We start from the raw sequence: 20763 nt of genomic DNA on the forward strand, positions 1-20763 counted from the left end.
GCTTTTTTAAGCGATAGTTTTGTATTTGAAACATTAATAATTCCTACTAACTGTTCTAAGAACTGAGGATGCAAAGTGGCTCGCAAAACCCCTATCGAGCGTTACCGTAATATCGGTATCTGTGCTCACGTGGATGCAGGTAAAACCACCACAACTGAGCGTATTCTGTTCTACACCGGCCTTTCTCACAAAATTGGTGAAGTTCACGATGGTGCAGCAACCATGGACTGGATGGAGCAGGAGCAAGAGCGTGGTATCACAATCACCTCAGCTGCGACGACTACCTTCTGGCGTGGTATGGAAGCTCAATTCCAAGATCACCGCGTAAACATCATCGATACCCCAGGACACGTTGACTTTACTATCGAAGTAGAGCGTTCTTTGCGCGTGCTTGATGGTGCAGTAGTTGTATTCTGTGGCTCATCTGGTGTTGAACCTCAATCTGAAACCGTATGGCGTCAAGCAGACAAATACAGCGTTCCTCGCATGGTATTTGTTAACAAGATGGACCGTGCAGGTGCAGACTTCCTACGTGTTGTAGACCAAATTAAAGATCGTCTGGGTGCGAACCCTGTTCCAATCCAGCTAAACATTGGTGCGGAAGATGACTTCAAAGGTGTTATCGACCTTATCAAGATGAAAGCGATCAACTGGAATGAAGCCGACCAAGGCATGTCTTTCACTTACGAAGACATTCCAGCGGATATGCAAGAAGAAGCGGAAGAGTGGCGCAACAACCTAGTTGAAGCGGCAGCGGAAGCAAGTGAAGAACTGATGGATAAATACCTTGAAGAAGGTGAACTATCAGAAGCTGAGATCAAACAAGCACTTCGTACTCGTACTCTAAACAACGAAATCGTACTGGCCACTTGTGGTAGTGCGTTCAAAAACAAAGGTGTACAAGCGGTACTGGATGCAGTGATCGAATTCCTCCCTTCTCCGGTTGACGTTCCAGCGATTAAAGGCGTTGACGAAAGCGAGAACGAAGTAGAGCGTCATGCTGATGATAACGAACCGTTCTCAGCGCTTGCGTTCAAAATTGCGACTGACCCGTTTGTTGGCACGCTAACCTTCATGCGCGTTTACTCTGGTGTTGTAAATTCCGGTGATACGGTCTACAACTCAGTTAAGGAAAAACGTGAACGTTTCGGTCGTATCGTACAGATGCACTCAAACAAGCGTGAAGAAGTTAAAGAAGTTCGTGCGGGTGATATCGCAGCAGCGATCGGTCTCAAAGAAGTGACAACAGGTGACACCCTGTGTGACCAGAACCACAAAGTGATTCTTGAGCGCATGGAATTCCCTGAGCCAGTAATTCAGATCGCTGTAGAGCCACGCTCGAAAGCAGACCAAGAAAAAATGGGTATTGCTCTAGGAAAACTAGCGGCAGAAGATCCATCGTTCCGTGTGGAAACCGATGACGAAACAGGCCAAACCCTGATTTCAGGTATGGGTGAACTTCACCTAGACATCATCGTTGACCGTATGAAGCGTGAATTTAGTGTTGATTGTAACGTGGGTAAACCGCAAGTTGCATACCGTGAAACCATTCGCGGCAACACAGAAGCTGAAGGCAAATTTGTTCGTCAATCAGGTGGTCGCGGTCAATACGGTCATGTATGGCTGAAGATTGAACCATCAGAACCTGGCGAAGGGTTTGTTTTTGTAGACGAGATCGTTGGTGGTGTGGTTCCTAAGGAATACATCAGCTCGGTATCGAAAGGTATCGAGGAGCAAATGAACAACGGTGTGCTTGCTGGCTATCCAATGCTGGATATTAAAGCAACGCTATACGATGGTTCATACCACGATGTCGACTCAAACGAGATGGCGTTTAAGATCGCTGGCTCGATGGCATTTAGAAAGGGTGCGCTTGAAGCTCAACCAGTAATTCTAGAGCCAATGATGAAAGTAGAAGTAACCACTCCAGAAGACTGGATGGGCGATGTTGTTGGTGACCTTAACCGTCGCCGCGGCATTATCGAAGGTATGGACGAGGGTACCGCTGGCCTGAAGATTATTCGTGCACAGGTGCCGTTGTCCGTTATGTTCGGTTACGCAACAGACCTACGTTCAGCGACGCAAGGACGTGCTTCTTACTCGATGGAATTCAGCGAGTATGCAGAAGTACCGAAAAACGTTGCGGATGCTATTATTGCAGAACGTGGTTAATCGTTATTTGATTAATAACGAACCTATTGCGTTGATGAGAGTTGACGCATAAAATAGCAAATTCTGGCGCGCCTCGGAGCTGAATTCGGGGCGAATCATAACTAGGAAGGAACACGATCGTGTCTAAAGAAAAATTTGAACGTACTAAACCGCACGTTAACGTTGGTACTATCGGCCACGTTGACCACGGTAAAACAACTCTAACTGCTGCAATCTGTACTACTCTAGCTAAAGTGTACGGCGGTGAAGCGAAAGACTTCGCATCTATCGATAACGCTCCAGAAGAGCGTGAGCGCGGTATCACAATCGCAACTTCTCACGTTGAGTACGACACTCCAACTCGTCACTACGCACACGTAGACTGCCCAGGACACGCCGATTACGTTAAAAACATGATCACTGGTGCTGCGCAAATGGACGGTGGTATCCTAGTAGTAGCTGCGACTGACGGCCCAATGCCTCAGACTCGTGAGCACATCCTACTTGGCCGTCAGGTTGGTATCCCATACATCATCGTATTCATGAACAAATGTGACATGGTTGACGATGAAGAACTACTAGAACTAGTAGAAATGGAAGTTCGTGAACTTCTTTCTGAGTACGAATTCCCAGGCGACGACCTACCAGTAATCCAAGGTTCTGCTCTTGGTGCACTAAACGGCGAAAAACAATGGGAAGACAAGATCGTTGAGCTAGCTGAAGCTCTAGATTCTTACATCCCAGAGCCAGAGCGTGCTGTAGACCAGCCGTTCCTAATGCCAATCGAAGACGTATTCTCGATCCAAGGTCGTGGTACTGTTGTAACTGGTCGTATCGAGCGCGGTATCCTAACTGTAGGTGACGAAGTAGAAATCGTAGGTATCAAAGAGACTACAACTACTACTTGTACTGGTGTTGAGATGTTCCGTAAGCTTCTTGACGAAGGTCGTGCTGGTGAGAACGTTGGTGCACTTCTACGTGGTACTAAGCGTGACGAAGTTGAGCGTGGTCAAGTTCTTGCAGCTCCTGGCTCAATCAACCCACACACTAAGTTCGAGTCTGAAGTATACGTACTTTCTAAAGACGAAGGCGGCCGTCACACTCCTTTCTTCAAAGGCTACCGTCCACAGTTCTACTTCCGTACTACGGACGTAACTGGTGACATCCAGCTTCCAGAAGGCGTTGAAATGGTAATGCCAGGTGATAACGTTCAAATGACTGTTACACTAATCGCTCCAATCGCTATGGACGAAGGCCTACGTTTCGCTATCCGTGAAGGTGGCCGTACTGTAGGTGCTGGTGTTGTTGCTAAGATCTTCGACTAATATTTAGTTGAATCTTGCACGCTTCTTCGTAAGAAGAACACGCATCTGAAAAAGGGGAGCTTCGGCTCTCCTTTTTTGATCTCGACAGTCGGCCAACGGACGCTTCGCTTACGGTAATCGGCGAAAGTTGTTGACTGAACATCATTAATACATAGAATCCCGTTTCCCGTTTCCCGTTTCCCGTTTCCCGTTTCCCGTTTCCCGTTTCCCGTTTCCCGTTTCCCGTTTCCCGTTTCCCGTTTCCCGTTTCCCGTTTCCCGTTTCCCGTTTCCCGTTTCCCGTTTCCCGTTTCCCATTTCCCAGCCCTCCTTATAACCAACCATTCTAAAATTTACAAAACTGTAACTAGCAATGCGAACCATTACCATTTACACTAAGTGTGTTCGGTAAGGAGTTTGTATGATTGTTTGTGTATGTCACCGTGTATCAGATAAATTGATTCGCCAGATGGTGACAGAGAAAGGTTTTTCAAGTGTACGTGCTATTCGAGAAGTTACTCCTCTTGGCTCTCAATGTGGCAAATGCGTACCGATGGCCAAAGCCATCATCAATGAAACCAACGACAAACTCTCCGCTCAATACCAACAAGCTGGATAATAGTTCTGAAAATTATCCAATAAACATTGGCGTTTTTTTTGACTCTTCTTAAGAGGCTTCTACATTTATAAGAAGCCAAGAGGAGGGCTTAGTCATGAAAGGCGATCCAAAAATCATAGAACATCTCAATATCATATTGGGCAACGAACTTGTTGCGATTAACCAATACTTCCTTCACGCCCGCATGTACAAAGATTGGGGGCTCAAACACCTCGCCGATAAGGAATATCACGAATCCATCGATGAGATGAAACACGCTGACCACCTTATTGAACGTATTCTTTTTCTGGAAGGGCTCCCTAATTTGCAAGATCTAGGCAAATTGATGATAGGGGAAGACACCAAAGAAATGCTCGAATGCGACCTCAAGTTAGAGATGGCGGCTATTCCTGATCTTCAAGAGGCAATTGCTTACGCAGAAAGCATACGAGACTACGTTTCTCGCGACTTGTTCCAAGATATTCTAGAAGATGAAGAAGAGCATGTAGATTGGCTGGAAACTCAGCTTGGTCTTATCGAGCTTACTGGCATCGAAAATTATCTTCAAGCACAGTTTGTCGATGAAGAGTAGTTTGCAAATTCTCACTCCCTTATTCGATAGGGGAGTGGGATCATTCCGCTTTCCTTACTTTGCTCAAACATCCCCAAATCCAATCGCTTAAATTTGCTTCGATTAATTTTCAAACAGACCTTGCAACCGAAACTGTGATCTGTATAATGCTCGCCACTGGTTAAGCCAGTTGTGAACCAATGAGCACTGAGGAGCAAGCGAAATCGCTTGGTAATGTATACTCAGCTTATGTTCGCGGTTAATACAATTAGTTCTCTATCCTTTGGGTAGAAAGAGTTAATCGAAAATTAACTGACAATGCATCCTGATTTTGGATGCTACGGTTTCACATAAATCAATCGGCATTCACTCGTCTTGACGAGTTTGAGTGGCGATATTGTTTGTGTAATTTATTTTGAATTGGAGCTCTGTCTCATGCAGAACCAACGTATTCGTATCCGCCTTAAAGCTTTCGATTACAAACTAATCGATGCTTCAACTGCGGAAATCGTTGAAACAGCAAAACGTACTGGCGCACAGGTTCGTGGTCCTATCCCACTACCTACTCGTAAAGAGCGTTTCACTGTTCTTATCTCTCCTCACGTTAACAAAGATGCGCGTGACCAGTACGAAATCCGTACTCACAAGCGTCTGATCGACATCGTAGAACCAACTGACAAGACTGTTGATGCTCTTATGCGTCTAGACCTTGCAGCTGGTGTTGATGTTCAAATCAGCCTAGGTTAAGGGAGATTAGAATAATGATTGGTCTAGTCGGACGTAAAGTGGGTATGACCCGCGTATTTACCGAAGAAGGCGTTTCTATCCCTGTAACAGTTGTTGAGGTAGAAGCTAACCGTGTAACTCAAGTACGTACTCTTGAGCAAGACGGCTACGCTGCTATCCAGGTAACTGCAGGCGCTAAGAAAGCTAACCGTGTATCTAAGCCAGAAGCTGGTCACTTTGCGAAAGCAGGTGTTGAAGCGGGCCGCGGTCTTTGGGAATTCCGTTTAGAAAACGGCGAAGAGTTCGAAGTTGGCGCTGAGCTAACTGTTGAACTATTCAACGAAACTAAAAAAGTAGACGTTACTGGTACATCTAAAGGTAAAGGCTTCCAAGGCGCTGTTAAGCGTTGGAACTTCTCTACTCAAGATATGACTCACGGTAACTCATTGTCTCACCGTGCACCGGGTTCAATTGGCCAATGTCAAACTCCAGGTCGCGTGTTTAAAGGCAAGAAAATGGCAGGTCACATGGGTGCTGAGCGTGTAACGACTCAAAACCTAGAGATCGTACGTGTTGACGCTGAGCGCAACCTGCTTCTTATTAAAGGTGCAGTACCAGGCGCAACTGGCGGTAACGTGATCGTTAAACCAGCTGTTAAAGCATAACGTCTCAGGAGTAAGTAATGGAACTAATGGTTAAAGGTGCTGATGCACTAACTGTTTCCGAAACTACTTTCGGACGTGAGTTTAACGAAGCTCTTGTACACCAAGTAGTTGTTGCGTACGCAGCAGGTGCTCGTCAAGGTACTCGTGCTCAAAAAACGCGTTCAGAAGTATCTGGCGGTGGCGCTAAGCCATGGCGTCAAAAAGGTACTGGCCGTGCACGTGCTGGTACAATTCGTAGCCCAATCTGGCGTACAGGTGGTGTTACTTTTGCTGCGAAACCACAAGATCACAGCGTTAAAGTAAACAAGAAAATGTACCGTGGTGCTATGAAGAGCATTCTTTCTGAGCTAGTTCGTCAAGAGCGTCTAATCGTTGTTGATAACTTCTCAGTAGAAGCACCAAAAACTAAAGAGCTAGTAGCTAAGCTTAAAGAACTTGAGCTTAACGATGTTCTAATCGTAACTGGCGAAGTAGACGAAAATCTATTCTTAGCTGCTCGTAACCTATACAAAGTTGACGCACGTGACGTTGCTGGTGTTGATCCAGTATCTCTAGTTGCATTTGACAAGGTTCTTATGACTGCTGAAGCAGTTAAGCAAGTTGAGGAGATGCTAGCATGATCACTGAAGAACGTATCCTAAAAGTTCTACGTGCTCCGCACATCTCTGAAAAAGCAACTATGGCTGCTGAGAAAGCGAACACTATCGTTTTCAAAGTATCTATCGATGCTACTAAGAAAGAGATCAAAGCAGCTGTAGAAAAGCTATTTGAAGTTGAAGTTAAGTCTGTAAATACTCTTATCACTAAGGGTAAGACCAAACGTCAAGGTCTACGCCAAGGTCGTCGTTCAGACGTTAAGAAAGCGTACGTTACTTTGAAAGAAGGTCAAGATCTTGACTTCGTTGGCGGCGCGGAATAACAGGAGTAGTTAAACAATGGCTATTGTTAAATGTAAGCCGACTTCCCCTGGTCGTCGTCACGTAGTTAAAGTTGTTAACGCTGACCTTCACAAAGGTAAGCCATACGCTCCACTTCTAGAGAAAAACTCTAAGAATGGTGGTCGTAACAACAACGGTCGTATTACAGTACGTCACATCGGCGGCGGTCATAAGCACCACTACCGTGTAATTGACTTCAAACGTCAAAAAGACGGTATCCCAGCGACAGTTGAGCGCCTGGAATACGATCCAAACCGTAGTGCAAACATTGCACTAGTTCTATACAAAGACGGTGAGCGTCGTTACATCATTGCACCTAAAGGTGTAAATGCTGGTGACGTAATCCAGTCTGGTGTTGATGCGCCAATCAAAGCAGGTAACACTCTGCCGATGCGTAACATCCCAGTGGGTTCTACTGTTCACTGTGTTGAGCTTAAGCCTGGTAAAGGTGCTCAGCTAGCACGTTCTGCTGGTGCGTACGTACAAATCGTTGCTCGCGACGGTGCATACGTAACAATCCGTCTACGTTCTGGCGAGATGCGCAAAGTTCTTTCTGAAGGTCGTGCAACGATCGGTGAAGTTGGTAACTCTGAGCACATGCTACGTGAACTAGGTAAAGCTGGTGCTTCACGCTGGCGCGGCGTACGTCCAACCGTACGTGGTGTAGTAATGAACCCAGTAGACCACCCACACGGTGGTGGTGAAGGCCGTACTTCTGGTGGTCGTCACCCAGTATCTCCTTGGGGTCAGCCAACTAAAGGCTTTAAGACTCGCAAGAACAAGCGCACTGACAAGTACATCGTACGTCGTCGTAACAAGTAATCTATATAAAGAGGAATCGCCATGCCACGTTCTCTCAAGAAAGGTCCATTTATTGACCTACACTTGCTGAAGAAGGTAGAGAAAGCGGTGGAAAGCGGAGACAAAAAGCCTATTAAGACTTGGTCCCGTCGTTCAATGATCATCCCTACGATGATCGGTTTGACCATCGCTGTCCATAATGGTCGTCAGCACGTACCAGTTTTCGTAACCGAAGAAATGATCGGTCACAAACTGGGTGAATTCGCACCAACTCGTACTTACCGCGGTCACGCTGCGGATAAGAAAGCTAAGAAGAAATAAGGAGTAGATAATGGAAGCTATCGCTAAACATAACTTTGCTCGTATTTCTCCACAGAAAGCTCGCTTAGTTGCGGATCAAATTCGTGGTAAATCTGTAGACCAAGCTCTAGAAATTCTGACTTTCAGCAACAAGAAAGCTGCTGATCTAATCAAGAAAGTTCTTGAGTCTGCTATCGCTAACGCGGAGCACAACGAAGGTGCAGATATCGACGATCTATCAGTCGCTAAAATCTTTGTAGATGAAGGCCCTATCATGAAGCGTATTATGCCTCGTGCTAAAGGTCGTGCGGATCGTATCTTGAAGCGTTCAAGCCACATCACTGTTGTTGTTGCAGACGCTTAAGACTAGGAGAGAAAGCAATGGGTCAAAAAGTACATCCTAATGGTATTCGTCTTGGCATCGTTAAGCCTTGGAATGCTACATGGTTTGCTAACACCAAAGATTTCGCTGACAACCTAGACGGCGACTTCAAGGTACGTCAGTTCCTTACGAGCGAACTGAAAAAAGCTTCACTATCACGTATCGTTATCGAGCGTCCTGCTAAGAGCATCCGTGTGACTATTCACACTGCTCGTCCAGGCGTTGTTATCGGTAAGAAAGGTGAAGACGTTGAGAAGCTACGCGCAGCTGTAGCTAAAATTGCAGGTGTACCAGCGCAAATTAACATCGCTGAAGTACGTAAGCCTGAGCTAGACGCACAACTTGTTGGCGACAGCATCGCATCTCAGCTAGAGCGTCGTGTTATGTTCCGTCGCGCTATGAAGCGTGCAGTTCAAAACGCAATGCGTCTGGGTGCTAAGGGTATCAAAGTAGAAGTAAGCGGTCGTCTAGGCGGCGCTGAAATCGCGCGTACTGAATGGTACCGTGAAGGCCGTGTGCCACTACACACCCTACGTGCTGACATTGATTACGCAACTTCTTCGGCTCACACTCAATACGGTGTGATCGGCATCAAGACTTGGATCTTCAAAGGTGAAATCCTAGGCGGCATGCCAGCAGCTAACGCTGTAGAGCCAAAGGCTGACAAGCCTAAGAAGCAGCGTAAGAGCCGTAAGTAAGGAGTCTAACGATGCTACAACCAAAACGTACTAAGTTCCGTAAGGTTCAGACTGGTCGTAACCGTGGTCTAGCTAAAGGTACTGAAGTAAGCTTCGGCGAATTCGGTCTTAAAGCAACTGGCCGTGGTCGTATCACTGCTCGTCAGATCGAAGCGGCTCGTCGTGCTATGACACGTCACATCAAACGTCAAGGCCAAATCTGGATTCGTATTTTCCCAGACAAGCCAATTACTGAAAAACCTCTTGAAGTTCGTCAAGGTAAAGGTAAAGGTAACGTTGAGTACTGGGTTGCACAAATCCAGCCAGGTAAGGTTATGTACGAAATGAACGGCGTATCTGAAGAGTTGGCACGTGAAGCGTTCCGCCTAGCGGCTCGCAAACTGCCTATCAAAACAACATTTGTAACTAAGCAGGTGATGTAATGAAAGCACAAGAGCTACGCGAAAAAAGCGTTGAAGAACTTAACGCTGAGCTATTGAATTTGCTACGCGAGCAGTTCAACCTGCGTATGCAGGCTGCAACTGGTCAGCTTCAGCAAACTCACACTCTTAAAGCTGTACGTCGTGATATCGCACGTGTTAAAACTGTTTTGACTGAGAAGGCAGGCGCATAATGAGCGACAAAATCCGTACTCAACTTGGTCGTGTTGTTAGCGACAAAGGCGATAAGTCTATCGTTGTTGCTATCGAGCGCATGGTTAAACACCCAATTTACGGCAAGTACGTAAAGCGCACGACTAAACTACACGCACATGACGAAAACAACGAGTGTGGCCTAGGCGACACTGTTGAAGTTCGTGAATGTCGTCCACTGTCTAAGACTAAGTCTTGGACTCTGGTACGCGTAGTAGAAAAAGCGAAATTCTAATTTCCTTTTGATACTGCGAAAAAGCGGCTCGGAATTTTTTTTTCGAGCCGCTTATTTTTTGTCTACCCAATCTGAAAAAAGGGTGGTACAATTCGCGTCCCTTTTAAAGAGGCAGCCGACCCGAGAGGGTCTATTTTTTGTAACATTTAGCGGAGCACTAACATGATCCAAATGCAAAGTATGCTGGACGCAGCTGATAACTCAGGCGCTCGCAGTGTAATGTGTATTAAGGTTCTGGGTGGTTCTCACCGTCGTTATGCACATATCGGTGACGTTATCAAAGTTACTGTGAAGGAAGCAATTCCTCGCGGTAAAGTAAAGAAAGGTGACGTTCTGAAGGCGGTGGTTGTGCGCACCCGTAAAGGCGTTCGTCGTCCAGACGGTTCTGTCATTCGCTTCGACCGTAATGCTTGTGTATTGTTGAACGACACTACTGAGCAACCAGTCGGCACACGTATCTTTGGTCCAGTGACTCGTGAACTTCGTAATGCGAAATTCATGAAGATTGTTTCACTAGCACCTGAAGTACTGTAAGGAGCTATAAAATGGCAGCTAAAATCCGTCGTAATGACGAAGTAATCGTTCTTGCTGGTAAAGATAAAGGCAAGCGCGGTAAAGTAACTAAGGTTCTAGCAACCGGTAAAGTTATCGTTGAAGGTATCAACCTTGTTAAGAAGCACCAGAAGCCTGTACCGGCTCTTGGTCAACAAGGTGGCATCGTTGAACAAGAAGCAGCTATTGATGCTTCTAACGTTGCAATCTTTAACGCAGCTACTGGTAAAGCTGACCGTATCGGTTTCCGTATTGAAGACGGCAAAAAAGTTCGTTTCTTCAAGTCTAACGGCGAAACCGTTTCTAACTAATAGAAGTAATTTGGAGTTCTACTATGGCGAAACTGCATGATTACTACAAGTCGTCTGTAGTCGCTGAACTGACCAAAGAGTTCAGCTACACAAGCGTCATGCAAGTCCCTAGAATCGAAAAGATCACCCTAAACATGGGTGTGGGTGAAGCAATCAACGATAAGAAACTGCTAGAAAACGCAGCAGCTGATATGGCAACGATCTCTGGTCAGAAGCCACTAATCACTAAAGCGCGTAAATCTGTTGCAGGTTTCAAAATCCGTGAAGGCTACCCAATCGGTTGTAAAGTAACCTTGCGTGGCGAACGTATGTGGGATTTTCTTGAGCGTTTGATTAACATCGCTCTTCCACGTGTACGTGACTTCCGTGGCGTTAGCGCTAAGTCTTTTGACGGACGCGGTAACTACAGCATGGGCGTTCGCGAGCAAATCATCTTCCCGGAAATCGACTACGATAAAGTCGATCGTGTTCGCGGTCTTGATATCACTATCACGACGTCTGCAAGCACTGATGAGGAAGGCCGAGCTCTGCTGGCTGCCTTTAACTTCCCATTCCGTAAGTAAGGTGAAGGGTTACTGTTATGGCTAAACAATCTATGAAAGCACGCGAAGCAAAGCGTGCGAAGCTTGTAGCTAAGTACGCTGAAAAGCGTGCAGCGCTAAAAGTTATCATCAGCGATGTAAACGCATCTGAAGAAGATCGTTGGAACGCAGTTCTTAAACTGCAAACTCTTCCACGTGATTCAAGTGCATCACGTCAGCGCAACCGTTGTAACCAAACTGGTCGTCCACACGGTTACCTACGTAAGTTCGGTCTAAGCCGTATTAAGGTTCGTGAAGCTTGCATGAAAGGCGAGATTCCGGGTCTTCGTAAGGCTAGCTGGTAATTGCCACTTAATCATTTGGAGTAAAGTTTATGAGCATGCAAGATCCGATTTCGGATATGCTGACCCGCGTTCGTAACGGTCAGGCAGCAAACAAAGTTGCTGTAACTATGCCTTCTTCAAAGCTTAAAGTTGCAATTGCTGCACTACTAAAAGCTGAAGGTTACATCGCAGACTTCGCTGTAAGCGGCGAAGCGAAACCAGAGCTAGAAGTTACTCTTAAGTACTTCCAAGCGAAACCAGTAATTGAGCAAATCCAACGTGTTTCTCGTCCATCTCTTCGTGTTTACAAGAAGAAAGACGAGCTACCATCTGTAATGGGTGGTCTGGGTATTGCTGTAGTTTCCACTTCCAAAGGTCTTATGACTGACCGTGCTGCTCGTAAAGCAGGTCTTGGTGGTGAAATCATCTGTTACGTAGCTTAATAGGAGTAGACTATGTCTCGTGTTGCTAAAGCACCTGTCGCTATTCCAGCTGGCGTAGAGGTGAAACTAAACGGCCAAGAAGTAAGCGTAAAAGGTCCTAAAGGTGAACTAACTCGCGTTCTTAACGCAGGAGTTGTAGTAGCTCAGGAAGAAAACAACCTAACTTTCGGTCCGAAAGAAGGTGTTGCTAACGCATGGGCACAAGCAGGTACTGCTCGCGCTCTAGTTAACAACATGGTTGTTGGTGTTACTGAAGGCTTTACTAAGAAGCTAATCCTTAAGGGTGTAGGTTACCGTGCTGCTATCAAAGGCAACGCTGTAGGCCTAACTCTAGGCTTCTCTCACCCAGTTGAGCATGAACTGCCAGCGGGTATCAAAGCTGAGTGTCCAAGCCAAACTGAGATCGTACTAACTGGTTGTGACAAACAACTTGTTGGTCAGGTTGCAGCTGACATTCGTTCTTACCGTGAGCCTGAGCCTTACAAAGGTAAAGGTGTTCGTTACGCAGATGAAAATGTGCGTACTAAAGAAGCTAAGAAGAAGTAAGGTAACACTATGGATAAGAAAGCATCTCGCATCCGTCGTGCTACACGTGCACGTCGTAAGATTGCAGAACTTGGTGCAACTCGCCTGGTAGTACACCGTACTCCTCGCCACGTATACGCTCAAGTTATCGCAGCGAACGGCTCTGAGGTTATCGCAGCCGCTTCTACTGTAGAAAAAGCGATCCGTGAGCAAGTGAAATACACTGGTAACATCGAAGCAGCACAAGCAGTAGGTAAAGCTATTGCTGAGCGCGCTCTTGAAAAAGGCGTGTCTTCAGTTGCATTCGATCGCTCTGGTTTCCAATACCACGGTCGAGTAGCGGCGCTAGCAGATTCTGCTCGCGAAGCTGGTCTGAAATTCTAAGGTAGGGTTGATGATGTCTAAAGAACAACAACAACAAGCTTCAGATTTGCAAGAAAAGCTGATCGCTGTTAACCGTGTTTCTAAAACGGTTAAAGGTGGTCGAATCTTTAGCTTTACTGCACTAACTGTAGTTGGTGACGGTAACGGTCGTGTAGGTTTCGGTTACGGCAAAGCTCGTGAAGTACCTGCTGCGATTCAAAAAGCAATGGAAAAAGCGCGCCGTAACATGGTTACTGTAGCGCTTAAAGATGGCACTCTTCACCACGCTGTGAAAGGTCGCCACACAGGCTCTAAAGTTTACATGCAGCCAGCTGCTGAAGGTACAGGTATCATCGCCGGTGGTGCGATGCGTGCAGTACTTGAAGTTGTAGGTGTTCACAACGTACTTGCGAAAGCGTACGGTTCAACGAACCCTATCAACATCGTTCGTGCAACGATCGATGGTCTGAGCGGCATGAAGTCACCAGAAATGGTTGCTGCTAAACGTGGTCTAACTGTTGAAGCTATTTCGGAGTAAGATTACCATGGCAACTATCAAAGTAACTCAAACTAAAAGCTCAATTGGTCGACTACCTAAGCACAAAGCGTGTCTTAAAGGTCTAGGCCTTCGTAAAATCAACCACACAGTAGAACTTGAAGATACTCCGTGCGTACGCGGCATGATCAACAAGGTTTACTACATGGTTAAAGTTGAGGAGTAATCAGAATGCGTTTGAATACTCTATCACCGGCTGCTGGTTCTAAGCCTTCTAAGAAGCGCGTAGGCCGTGGTATCGGTTCAGGCCTAGGCAAGACTGGTGGTCGTGGCCACAAAGGTCAAAAATCACGCTCAGGCGGTAAAGTACGCGTTGGTTTTGAAGGCGGTCAGATGCCTCTTAAACAACGTCTACCAAAATTCGGTTTTACTTCTCGCAAGAGCCTAGTAACAGCTGAAATTCGTCTAGCTGAGCTAGCGAAAGTTGAAGCTGACGTGATCGATCTAAACAGCCTTAAAGCTGCTAACCTAATCACTAAGAACATCGAATTCGTAAAAGTTGTTCTTTCTGGTGAACTTAGCAAAGCTGTGACTGTTAAAGGTCTTCGCGTGACTAAAGGCGCTAAAGCTGCTATCGAAGCTGCTGGCGGTAAAATCGAGGAATAATAATACTCGAGGGACGAGGTACAGATGGCAAAGAAACCAGGACAAGATTTTCGTAGTGCTCAAAGCGGCTTAGCTGAACTAAAGTCGCGCTTACTATTCGTAATAGGTGCACTTTTAGTATTCCGAGCCGGCTCTTTTGTGCCGATTCCTGGTATTGACGCAGCTGTACTTGCCGATCTTTTTGATCAGCAGAAGGGCACCATCGTTGAAATGTTTAACATGTTCTCCGGTGGTGCACTTGAGCGTGCATCCATCTTAGCACTGGGCATCATGCCGTATATTTCGGCATCGATCGTAGTTCAGTTGCTTACAGTAGTTCACCCAGCGTTGGCTGAACTCAAAAAAGAGGGTGAAGCTGGCCGTCGTAAGATAAGCCAATACACACGCTACGGCACGCTAGTGCTTGCAACATTCCAAGCCATTGGTATTGCAACTGGCCTACCGAACATGGTCGACAATCTGGTCGTTATCGACCAAACCATGTTCACGCTAATTGCTACCATCAGTCTAGTAACCGGTACCATGTTCTTGATGTGGTTAGGTGAACAGATTACTGAGCGCGGAATTGGTAATGGTATTTCTCTCATTATCTTTGCAGGTATCGTTGCTGGATTGCCTTCGGCAGTTGGTCAAACAATCGAGCAAGCGCGTCAAGGTGAATTGCACGTACTTCTTCTGCTGCTAATCGGTGTATTAGCTTTTGCTGTAATCTACTTCGTAGTTTTCATGGAGCGTGGTCAACGTCGTATCGTTGTAAACTACGCGAAGCGTCAACAAGGTCGTAAGGTTTTTGCAGCACAAAGCACGCACCTGCCACTTAAAATTAATATGGCAGGTGTAATTCCAGCGATTTTTGCATCGAGCATTATTTTGTTCCCAGGAACACTGGCTCAATGGTTTGGTAACTCTGGTGGTGAGGACAGCGCGCTTAGTTTCCTAACTGACGTGTCTTTGGCTCTTAGCCCAGGTCAACCATTGTATGTAGTGCTTTATGCAGCAGCGATTATCTTCTTCTGCTTCTTCTACACGGCGTTGCAATTCAACCCGCGTGAAACAGCAGATAATTTGAAGAAGTCTGGTGCATTCGTACCCGGTATCCGCCCAGGTGAGCAGACAGCGAAATATATCGATAAAGTGATGACACGACTAACCCTTGCGGGCGCTCTGTACATTACCTTTATCTGTCTGATCCCAGAGTTCATGATGGTCGCGTGGAACGTACGTTTCTACTTCGGCGGTACTTCACTACTTATCGTAGTGGTAGTAATCATGGATTTCATGGCACAGGTACAGACTCATCTGATGTCTCAACAGTATGATTCTGTGTTGAAGAAAGCTAATCTGAAAGGCTATGGCCGTTAATCGGCGGTAGTTGACAGATTACACTTACGGAGTTTAGCAATGAAAGTTCGTGCTTCCGTTAAAAAAATCTGCCGTAACTGTAAAGTTATCAAGCGCAACGGTGTTGTGCGTGTAATTTGCAGTGAGCCAAAGCATAAGCAACGCCAAGGCTAATTAGCAGAAATTTTTACTTGAAATATAAGGTATGGTCGAGTATATTCCTCGGCCTACCTTTTGCGTGCAAAAGAAGTAGTATTCCGCAGCGTATCCATAACGGGCTTTGCTGCGGCTATTCTTTTTAGAAACATTTGGAGTGAATAATGGCCCGTATAGCAGGCATTAACATTCCTGATCAAAAGCATGCTGTAATCGCACTTACTGCGATCTACGGTATCGGTAAAACTCGCTCTCAAGCTATCCTAGCTGAAGTGGGTATTGCTGAAGATGTTAAGATCAGTGAACTAACTGAAGAGCAGATCGATCAACTGCGTGATGGTGTAGCTAAGTACACTGTAGAGGGTGATCTACGTCGTGAAGTTTCCATGAACATCAAGCGTCTAATGGACCTTGGCTGTTACCGTGGTCTTCGTCATCGTCGCAGTCTACCACTACGTGGACAGCGTACTAAAACCAATGCTCGCACCCGTAAGGGTCCGCGTAAGCCGATCAAAAAGTAATCGGAAGGTAGAGTACAATGGCAAAACAACCAACTCGCGCTCGTAAGCGCGTACGCAAGCAAGTTGCTGATGGCGTAGCGCACATCCATGCATCTTTCAACAACACAATCGTTACCATTACTGACCGTCAGGGCAACGCACTAGCGTGGGCTACTGCAGGTGGTTCAGGTTTCCGTGGTTCTCGTAAGTCTACTCCGTTCGCAGCACAGGTTGCAGCAGAGCGCGCAGGCGAAATGGCTAAAGAGTACGGTCTAAAGAACTTAGAAGTTATGGTTAAGGGCCCAGGTCCAGGTCGTGAGTCAACTATCCGCGCACTAAACGCTGCTGGATACCGCATCACAAACATCGTTGATGCTACTCCGATCCCTCATAACGGTTGTCGTCCACCTAAGAAACGTCGCGTATAACGTTTCGTTTTTAGGAAAACTGGAGAAAGAACATGGCAAGATATTTGGGTCCTAAGCTGAAGCTTAGCCGTCGTGAAGGCACTGACTTATTCCTTAAGTCTGGTGTTCGCGCGATCGATACCAAGTGTAAAATTGATAACGCACCAGGTGTACACGGCGCTCGTCGCGGTCGTCTATCTGACTATGGCGTTCAGCTTCGTGAGAAGCAAAAAGTTCGTCGTATGTACGGCGTTCTAGAAAAACAATTCCGTAACTACTACAAAGAAGCTGCACGCCTTAAAGGCAACACAGGTGAAAACCTGCTTCAGCTTCTTGAAGGTCGTCTTGATAACGTAGTTTACCGTATGGGCTTTGGTGCAACTCGCGCTGAATCTCGTCAGCTAGTTAGCCACAAAGCTATCCTAGTTAACGGTAAAGTTGTAAACGTTCCTTCATTCAAAGTTGCGGCTAACGACGTTGTTTCTATCCGTGAGAAAGCTAAACAGCAATCTCGCATCAAAGCAGCTCTAGAAGTTGCTGAACAACGCGAAAAACCAACTTGGATTGAAGTCGATGGTGGCAAAATGGAAGGTACATTCAAGCGTATGCCTGAGCGTTCTGACCTGTCAGCTGACATCAACGAACACCTGATCGTCGAGCTTTACTCTAAGTAAGGTTTAAATTAAAGAGAGGACACAATGCAGGGTTCTGTAACAGAATTTCTTAAGCCACGTCTTGTTGACATCGAACAGATCAGCACGACACACGCAAAAGTAACCCTAGAGCCGTTAGAGCGTGGTTTTGGCCATACTCTAGGTAACGCGCTTCGTCGCATCCTTCTATCTTCTATGCCTGGTTGCGCAGTAACTGAGGTAGAGATTGAAGGTGTGCTTCACGAGTACAGCACCAAAGAAGGTGTACAAGAAGATATCCTTGAGATCCTTCTTAACCTGAAAGGTCTAGCTGTAAAAGTGGCCGAAGGCAAAGATGAAGTGTTTATTACACTGAACAAGTCTGGCTCGGGCCCTGTTGTTGCAGGTGACATCACCCATGATGGTGATGTTGAGATCGCTAACCCAGAGCACGTTATTTGTCACCTAACGGATGACAACGCTGAGATCGCTATGCGCATCAAAGTTGAACGTGGTCGTGGTTATGTTCCTGCTTCAGCTCGTATTCACACTGAAGAAGACGAGCGTCCAATCGGTCGTTTGCTTGTAGACGCAACATTCAGCCCAGTAGACAAAATTGCCTACGCAGTTGAAGCAGCGCGTGTTGAGCAGCGTACTGACTTGGATAAACTTGTTATCGATATGGAAACTAACGGTACGCTAGATCCTGAAGAAGCTATCCGTCGTTCAGCAACTATTCTTGCTGAGCAACTAGATGCCTTCGTTGATCTTCGTGACATTCGTGTTCCAGAAGAGAAAGAAGAGAAGCCGGAGTTCGATCCGATCCTACTACGTCCTGTAGACGATCTTGAACTAACAGTTCGCTCTGCTAACTGTCTGAAAGCAGAAGCGATTCACTACATCGGTGATCTTGTACAGCGCACTGAGGTTGAGCTACTTAAAACGCCAAACCTTGGTAAAAAATCTCTTACTGAGATTAAAGACGTACTTGCATCACGTGGTCTGTCTCTGGGCATGCGCCTAGAAAACTGGCCACCAGCGTCTATCGCTGAAGATTAATCGATACTAGTTAGAAGGATTAGGTCATGCGCCATCGTAAGAGTGGTCGTCAACTCAACCGCAACAGCAGTCATCGCAAAGCGATGTTCAGCAACATGGCTAGCTCTCTAGTACGTCATGAAGTTATCAAGACTACTTTGCCAAAAGCAAAAGAGCTACGTCGCGTAGTTGAGCCTTTGATTACACTAGCTAAGACTGACAGTGTTGCTAACCGTCGTCTAGCATTTGCACGCACTCGTGATAACGAAGTTGTTGCAAAACTATTTAACGAACTAGGTCCACGTTTTGCTGCTCGTCAGGGCGGTTACACTCGTATCCTAAAAGCTGGCTTCCGTGCTGGTGATAAAGCTCCAATGGCTTACATTGAGCTTGTAGATCGCCCAGAAGCATCTGAAGAAGCTGCTGCTGAGTAATCAGTAAGTTCGTAAGAACTAAAAAGCCGAGCGCAAGCTCGGCTTTTTTGCGTTTAATGGACAGGAATTAGGCCTGCAGTGCCTGATTGAGATCTTCTAATATGTCATCGATGTGTTCGATACCAACAGATAGACGGATCATCTCAGGCGATACTCCCGCTTGGGCTTGTTCTGATGGTTCTAGTTGGCGGTGAGTGGTGGATGCTGGATGACACGCGAGTGTTTTAGCATCACCAATATTCACTAATCGCTTCACAAGTTTTAGCGCATCATAAAAACGTACACCTGCGTCGTAGCCATCTTTAAGACCAAATGAAAGGATCGCCGAAGGCTTTCCATCCATATATTTTTCTGCCAACGAATAGAACTCAGACTCTTTGAGTCCGGCATAACTTACCCAGCTGACTTTATCGTGCTTCTCTAAAAACTCAGCAACTTTAAGCGCATTTTCGCAGTGACGCTCCATTCGTAGCGGTAAGGTTTCTAAGCCCTGCATCAACATAAAAGCATTCATCGGTGATAGTGCTGCGCCGGTATTACGTAAAGGCACAGTACGAACACGGCCGATAAAAGCTGCGGCACCAAAAGCTTCGGTATACACCACACCATGATACGAAGGCTCAGGTTGATTAAGCACCGGGAAGCGCTCTTTGTGCTCAGCCCAAGGGAATTTGCCTGAATCAACGATTACACCCCCAAGCGTTGTGCCATGACCACCAACATATTTTGTCAGCGAGTGCACGACAATATCTGCACCAAACTCAATAGGTTTACACAACACTGGAGTGGCGACGGTGTTGTCGACAATGACGGGTACACCTTGCGCATGGGCTAGCGTTGCAATCCCTTCAATGTCGACGATATTGCCCGCTGGATTACCAATGGACTCACAGTAGACAGCCTTGGTCTTGTCATCGATAAGCTCAGCGAGAGATTCTGGTTTATCATCTTTGGCGAAGCGAACTTCAATGCCCTGATTGGGAAGCATGTGGGCAAAAAGGGTATAGGTGCCACCATAGAGCTGTGGGGTCGATACGATGTTATCGCCCGCCTGAGCGAGCGCTAAGATGGCGTAGTTAATAGCAGCGCTACCAGCACTGACCACCAAAGAGGCTAAACCACCTTCGAGTGCAGCCATGCGTTGTTCTAGAACATCGTTGGTAGGGTTCATGATTCGGGTGTAGATATTGCCCGGGACTTCGAGATTGAACAGGTCAGCCCCGTGCTGAGCACTATCGAACTCATAAGCAACGGTTTGATAGATTGGCGTGGCTACTGATTTGGTGGTTGGGTCGGTTTGGTAGCCGTGGTGTATCGCCAGTGTTTCGTCTTTCATCGCACTTCCTTGACTGTGAACAGATTTTATAAGTAACAGTCAGCATGGCATGAGTAAGCACAAAGATCATGCGCATGGTTGAAAAGTGTTCACGTCGTCACTGGCGAGTTTAGACCAATGCTACTAATTATGTGCACCAGCTAGTCTGTTCAGATAATTAGTAGCATTGGTATTGTTACAGGTTTATTGCCATAAGCTCGTTAGTGAACCAAGCAAGCCTTGGGAAGCGCCTTGGCTGGTGAGGTATTGCAAAATCACGGGGGCAAATTGACTGACCAAAGAAGGGTCTAGACCCAATGAACTGAATACTTTGTTAACACCGTCCATATTACTCGTAAGGCTTGAAAGCCCTGGTACCGAACTGTTTAACGAATCCATTCCCGGAATCAGGCTAGTTAGCTCAGACTGCTGTGAACTCCCTAATTGGCTAGATGCGAGAGACAGCAATGCACCGGCACCACCAGCGGCTTGAGTTGAGCTAACACCTAGGTTATCAGTAAGCAGGCTTACCAAAGGAGAGTCGCTGACACTTTGGCTTTGACCGAGCACATCTCCTGCAAGGGCTGTGAGTGATTGACTATCTGCCGAGGTATCTTTGTCTTTACTTAGGTTGAGGAAAGCATAACTTGGCTGGCTAAAAATGAATGAGCAGAGAGCGATTATTGTTAGAGTTTTCTTCATCACAGCATCCTTGGTTT

Annotated in this window: 34 protein-coding genes; 32 read left to right on the forward strand and 2 right to left on the reverse strand. The window is 46.4% G+C overall.

Annotated features, from left to right (window positions below; genetic code table 11):
* Positions 1–75: 75 nt before the first annotated feature.
* The 32 genes from fusA (at position 76) to rplQ (ending at position 18729) form a co-directional block, all read left to right on the forward strand.
* Positions 76–2172, forward strand: coding sequence for an elongation factor G (fusA, locus tag J4N39_RS01380; RefSeq protein ID WP_252021288.1), 2097 nt, complete (start codon positions 76–78; stop codon positions 2170–2172).
* A gap of 119 nt (positions 2173–2291) precedes the next feature.
* On the forward strand, positions 2292–3476 hold the full coding sequence (gene tuf, locus J4N39_RS01385) for an elongation factor Tu (protein ID WP_252021290.1): 1185 nt from the start codon (positions 2292–2294) through the stop codon (positions 3474–3476).
* 399 nt (positions 3477–3875) lie between these two features.
* Complete coding sequence (locus J4N39_RS01390) at positions 3876–4073, forward strand: (2Fe-2S)-binding protein (RefSeq protein WP_252021292.1); 198 nt, start codon at positions 3876–3878, stop codon at positions 4071–4073.
* 94 nt (positions 4074–4167) lie between these two features.
* Entirely contained in the window at positions 4168–4644 is a 477-nt protein-coding gene (gene bfr / locus J4N39_RS01395) for a bacterioferritin (RefSeq protein ID WP_252021294.1), read from the forward strand.
* Between the two features lie 414 nt (positions 4645–5058).
* On the forward strand, positions 5059–5370 hold the full coding sequence (gene rpsJ, locus J4N39_RS01400; RefSeq protein ID WP_001181007.1) for a 30S ribosomal protein S10: 312 nt from the start codon (positions 5059–5061) through the stop codon (positions 5368–5370).
* A 14-nt stretch (positions 5371–5384) separates the two neighbouring features.
* Positions 5385–6014 carry a 50S ribosomal protein L3 gene (rplC, locus tag J4N39_RS01405; RefSeq protein WP_252021296.1) on the forward strand — a complete coding sequence of 210 codons (630 nt, stop codon included), beginning with the start codon at positions 5385–5387 and terminating at the stop codon, positions 6012–6014.
* A gap of 17 nt (positions 6015–6031) precedes the next feature.
* A complete protein-coding gene (rplD, locus tag J4N39_RS01410; RefSeq protein ID WP_252021298.1) occupies positions 6032–6634 on the forward strand; it encodes a 50S ribosomal protein L4 in 603 nt (200 codons plus the stop codon).
* A complete protein-coding gene (gene rplW / locus J4N39_RS01415) occupies positions 6631–6933 on the forward strand; it encodes a 50S ribosomal protein L23 (RefSeq protein ID WP_053410099.1) in 303 nt (100 codons plus the stop codon). Before rplD ends, rplW begins: the two co-directional genes overlap by 4 nt.
* 16 nt (positions 6934–6949) lie before the next feature.
* A complete protein-coding gene (rplB, locus tag J4N39_RS01420) occupies positions 6950–7774 on the forward strand; it encodes a 50S ribosomal protein L2 (protein WP_252021301.1) in 825 nt (274 codons plus the stop codon).
* Positions 7775–7795: 21 nt separating this feature from the next.
* On the forward strand, positions 7796–8074 hold the full coding sequence (gene rpsS, locus J4N39_RS01425; RefSeq protein WP_004736729.1) for a 30S ribosomal protein S19: 279 nt from the start codon (positions 7796–7798) through the stop codon (positions 8072–8074).
* Between the two features lie 10 nt (positions 8075–8084).
* The gene (gene rplV / locus J4N39_RS01430; protein ID WP_252021303.1) at positions 8085–8417 is read left to right on the forward strand and encodes a 50S ribosomal protein L22; all 333 of its coding nucleotides are present in this window, start codon (positions 8085–8087) and stop codon (positions 8415–8417) included.
* 17 nt (positions 8418–8434) lie between these two features.
* Positions 8435–9133, forward strand: a complete 699-nt coding sequence (gene rpsC, locus J4N39_RS01435) for a 30S ribosomal protein S3 (protein ID WP_252021305.1) — start codon at positions 8435–8437, stop codon at positions 9131–9133.
* Between the two features lie 11 nt (positions 9134–9144).
* Positions 9145–9555 (forward strand): 50S ribosomal protein L16, encoded by a 411-nt coding sequence (gene rplP, locus J4N39_RS01440; RefSeq protein ID WP_252021308.1) that lies wholly within the window; start codon positions 9145–9147, stop codon positions 9553–9555.
* A complete protein-coding gene (gene rpmC / locus J4N39_RS01445) occupies positions 9555–9746 on the forward strand; it encodes a 50S ribosomal protein L29 (protein ID WP_164647220.1) in 192 nt (63 codons plus the stop codon). Before rplP ends, rpmC begins: the two co-directional genes overlap by 1 nt.
* Positions 9746–10000 (forward strand): 30S ribosomal protein S17, encoded by a 255-nt coding sequence (rpsQ, locus tag J4N39_RS01450; protein WP_252021310.1) that lies wholly within the window; start codon positions 9746–9748, stop codon positions 9998–10000. Before rpmC ends, rpsQ begins: the two co-directional genes overlap by 1 nt.
* Before the next feature lie 162 nt (positions 10001–10162).
* Positions 10163–10534, forward strand: a complete 372-nt coding sequence (gene rplN / locus J4N39_RS01455; RefSeq protein ID WP_252021312.1) for a 50S ribosomal protein L14 — start codon at positions 10163–10165, stop codon at positions 10532–10534.
* Between the two features lie 11 nt (positions 10535–10545).
* The gene (rplX, locus tag J4N39_RS01460) at positions 10546–10863 is read left to right on the forward strand and encodes a 50S ribosomal protein L24 (RefSeq protein ID WP_252021314.1); all 318 of its coding nucleotides are present in this window, start codon (positions 10546–10548) and stop codon (positions 10861–10863) included.
* Between the two features lie 23 nt (positions 10864–10886).
* Complete coding sequence (gene rplE / locus J4N39_RS01465) at positions 10887–11426, forward strand: 50S ribosomal protein L5 (protein WP_252021316.1); 540 nt, start codon at positions 10887–10889, stop codon at positions 11424–11426.
* Positions 11427–11443: 17 nt separating this feature from the next.
* Positions 11444–11749: a 30S ribosomal protein S14 gene (gene rpsN / locus J4N39_RS01470; protein ID WP_252021318.1), complete on the forward strand. Its 306-nt coding sequence runs from the start codon at positions 11444–11446 to the stop codon at positions 11747–11749.
* Between the two features lie 29 nt (positions 11750–11778).
* A complete protein-coding gene (rpsH, locus tag J4N39_RS01475; RefSeq protein ID WP_252021320.1) occupies positions 11779–12171 on the forward strand; it encodes a 30S ribosomal protein S8 in 393 nt (130 codons plus the stop codon).
* Between the two features lie 12 nt (positions 12172–12183).
* Entirely contained in the window at positions 12184–12717 is a 534-nt protein-coding gene (rplF, locus tag J4N39_RS01480; RefSeq protein ID WP_252021322.1) for a 50S ribosomal protein L6, read from the forward strand.
* A 9-nt stretch (positions 12718–12726) separates the two neighbouring features.
* Entirely contained in the window at positions 12727–13080 is a 354-nt protein-coding gene (gene rplR, locus J4N39_RS01485; RefSeq protein ID WP_252021325.1) for a 50S ribosomal protein L18, read from the forward strand.
* Between the two features lie 13 nt (positions 13081–13093).
* On the forward strand, positions 13094–13597 hold the full coding sequence (rpsE, locus tag J4N39_RS01490) for a 30S ribosomal protein S5 (RefSeq protein ID WP_252023583.1): 504 nt from the start codon (positions 13094–13096) through the stop codon (positions 13595–13597).
* A 7-nt stretch (positions 13598–13604) separates the two neighbouring features.
* Complete coding sequence (gene rpmD / locus J4N39_RS01495) at positions 13605–13781, forward strand: 50S ribosomal protein L30 (RefSeq protein ID WP_004410429.1); 177 nt, start codon at positions 13605–13607, stop codon at positions 13779–13781.
* A gap of 5 nt (positions 13782–13786) precedes the next feature.
* Positions 13787–14221, forward strand: a complete 435-nt coding sequence (rplO, locus tag J4N39_RS01500) for a 50S ribosomal protein L15 (protein WP_252021327.1) — start codon at positions 13787–13789, stop codon at positions 14219–14221.
* A 24-nt stretch (positions 14222–14245) separates the two neighbouring features.
* The gene (gene secY, locus J4N39_RS01505; protein WP_252021329.1) at positions 14246–15583 is read left to right on the forward strand and encodes a preprotein translocase subunit SecY; all 1338 of its coding nucleotides are present in this window, start codon (positions 14246–14248) and stop codon (positions 15581–15583) included.
* A 39-nt stretch (positions 15584–15622) separates the two neighbouring features.
* A complete protein-coding gene (gene rpmJ, locus J4N39_RS01510; protein WP_000868186.1) occupies positions 15623–15736 on the forward strand; it encodes a 50S ribosomal protein L36 in 114 nt (37 codons plus the stop codon).
* A 146-nt stretch (positions 15737–15882) separates the two neighbouring features.
* Positions 15883–16239, forward strand: coding sequence for a 30S ribosomal protein S13 (gene rpsM / locus J4N39_RS01515; protein WP_005450559.1), 357 nt, complete (start codon positions 15883–15885; stop codon positions 16237–16239).
* Positions 16240–16256: 17 nt separating this feature from the next.
* Positions 16257–16646, forward strand: coding sequence for a 30S ribosomal protein S11 (gene rpsK, locus J4N39_RS01520; RefSeq protein WP_004398450.1), 390 nt, complete (start codon positions 16257–16259; stop codon positions 16644–16646).
* 32 nt (positions 16647–16678) lie between these two features.
* A complete protein-coding gene (gene rpsD, locus J4N39_RS01525; RefSeq protein WP_252021332.1) occupies positions 16679–17299 on the forward strand; it encodes a 30S ribosomal protein S4 in 621 nt (206 codons plus the stop codon).
* Positions 17300–17323: 24 nt separating this feature from the next.
* Positions 17324–18316, forward strand: coding sequence for a DNA-directed RNA polymerase subunit alpha (locus tag J4N39_RS01530; RefSeq protein ID WP_252021334.1), 993 nt, complete (start codon positions 17324–17326; stop codon positions 18314–18316).
* Between the two features lie 26 nt (positions 18317–18342).
* Positions 18343–18729, forward strand: a complete 387-nt coding sequence (gene rplQ, locus J4N39_RS01535; RefSeq protein WP_031493230.1) for a 50S ribosomal protein L17 — start codon at positions 18343–18345, stop codon at positions 18727–18729.
* 67 nt (positions 18730–18796) lie between these two features.
* On the opposite strand, the gene J4N39_RS01540 is transcribed toward rplQ, so the two are convergent.
* Positions 18797–20065 carry an O-acetylhomoserine aminocarboxypropyltransferase/cysteine synthase family protein gene (locus J4N39_RS01540; protein ID WP_252021336.1) on the reverse strand — a complete coding sequence of 423 codons (1269 nt, stop codon included), beginning with the start codon at positions 20063–20065 and terminating at the stop codon, positions 18797–18799.
* A 183-nt stretch (positions 20066–20248) separates the two neighbouring features.
* Positions 20249–20746 (reverse strand): DUF2780 domain-containing protein, encoded by a 498-nt coding sequence (locus tag J4N39_RS01545; protein WP_252021338.1) that lies wholly within the window; start codon positions 20744–20746, stop codon positions 20249–20251.
* Positions 20747–20763 lie beyond the last annotated feature (17 nt).

Origin of the sequence: Vibrio sp. SCSIO 43136 (genome assembly GCF_023716565.1) — a bacterium.
GTDB lineage: Bacteria > Pseudomonadota > Gammaproteobacteria > Enterobacterales > Vibrionaceae > Vibrio.